The organism is Methylobacterium sp. WL116 (genome assembly GCF_008039455.1).
Classification (GTDB): domain Bacteria; phylum Pseudomonadota; class Alphaproteobacteria; order Rhizobiales; family Beijerinckiaceae; genus Methylobacterium.
In genome coordinates this window covers 1-1579 of sequence record NZ_VRUV01000772.1, presented here as the reverse complement: position 1 = coordinate 1579, position 1579 = coordinate 1, and the positions used below count along the sequence as shown (strand labels likewise).

Here is a 1579-nt window from a genome sequence, read left to right as displayed (position 1 = left end):
CTCGCGCCCCCGCCCGGCTGCCCGTTCCACCCGCGCTGCCCGGCCGCGATCGCCGTCTGCCGCACCGAGCTTCCGCTGCGCCGCTCGGTGGGGCCGGAGCATGAGGTGGCGTGCCACCGGGACCGCGGCGAGCTCGGGACGGGGGACCGCACGGCGTGAGATGTCGGCGGATGGCCTTCATGACGATGGCCTGCATCCGGCCCATGCCGCGCCTGCGGACGGCCGTCGATGTCCCCCGAGAGCGGTCGTCCATCGGCCGCCCGGCACCTTCGCCTCGGGGCCGCGTCCACACCCCGGCCACGAGGTTCGGACCCTGCGGTTCTGTTGTACCGGTTTCGAGGAAACCCGTACAACGCATGCCGGCCGATGAGAGCGCGACCCAGTCACGTGCAAATCGCCTTCGCCGATCTGATCGCGAAGGCATTCGATGCGGAGTTCGACGCCGCGTATCCGGAGAATGGACGCTTCGCGAAGCGCGCGCGCCGTGACCGGGCGGCGTTCCGGTAGGGACGATGCGATCGCGCCGCTTCGCCAGCGTGGTCGGGTTCACGGATCCCCGCTTCTGCCGGAGGCGGCGCGGGTCCCCTCGTCCCGTCCGGGAGAGGGGGCCGAGTCGGCGATGCGAACGATCCGTTCGAACCTGTGTCAGCCCGGCTCCGCCGACCCGCGCAGCGCTGCCGCGTCCGCGTGGATCGCCCGGAACAGCGTCGGCGCACCGCGCATGAACACCAGCACGTCGTCGGCGAGGATCGGGCCGACGTCGTCGGGGGTCGGCAGGTTGTACACGTACTTGCGCACCGCGATGTAGAACACCTTGCCGTGCAGCGCCCAGACCGCCTCGATCTCGCGCTCCTGGAACGGCAGCACCTCGGGCGGCGCGAGGCCGAATTCGACCCGCAACTCGGCGCAGACGGGCAGGATCAGCGCCTCGCGCAGGATGGCGAGGTAGCGCGGGGTGATGTCGACCGAGCGCAGGCCGGCGAAGACGAAGATCCGCACCCATTCGTAGTCGAAGATCCGGGCGGCGTATTCCTGGTAGAACCGCACCAGCCGCGCCTCCAGCGGATGGCTGCGGTCCCGCACCATCGGGCCCCAATCCGGGTTCCAGCGCGCGACGAAGACCCGGTCGTAGACCCGCTCGATCAGCGCCTCCTTGGTTGGGAAGTAGCGGAAGATCGCCGAGTGGGTGATGCCCATCCGCGCGGCGAGCTCGCGGGTCTGGCCGCCGAAGCCCTGCTCGGCGAAGAAGCGGGTCGCCGCCTCGACGATCTGCCGCTCGCGCTCGGCACCCGGCAGGTGGCGGCGGCGGCGCGGCGGCCCTTCGGAATCGTCCCCGTCCACGCTGGCTCCGCCCTTCCTCCCCCGCGTCGGTCCCCATCCACCGAACGTTGTCGCGACGAGACGTCAAGGTTTGACGGGTCGGCGCGCCGAGGGCAACCTGGGGTGAACACCGATGCCGAGGCGCGGGCGGGCGAACCCCGGAAAGGCCTCCCTTCGCCCTCGCTTCACCGGAGGCGGGCCCTCCCGACCTCGGCGGGCGCGCCCGGAGCGCGGGCAGGCCCCGGATCCGTGCGGGGCC

Annotated in this window: 1 protein-coding gene; it reads right to left on the bottom strand. The window is 72.0% G+C overall.

Going from position 1 to position 1579, the window contains the following annotated elements:
- Positions 1-645: 645 nt before the first annotated feature.
- Complete coding sequence (locus FV223_RS27200) at positions 646-1341, bottom strand: TetR/AcrR family transcriptional regulator (RefSeq protein ID WP_147729814.1); 696 nt, start codon at positions 1339-1341, stop codon at positions 646-648.
- Positions 1342-1579 lie beyond the last annotated feature (238 nt).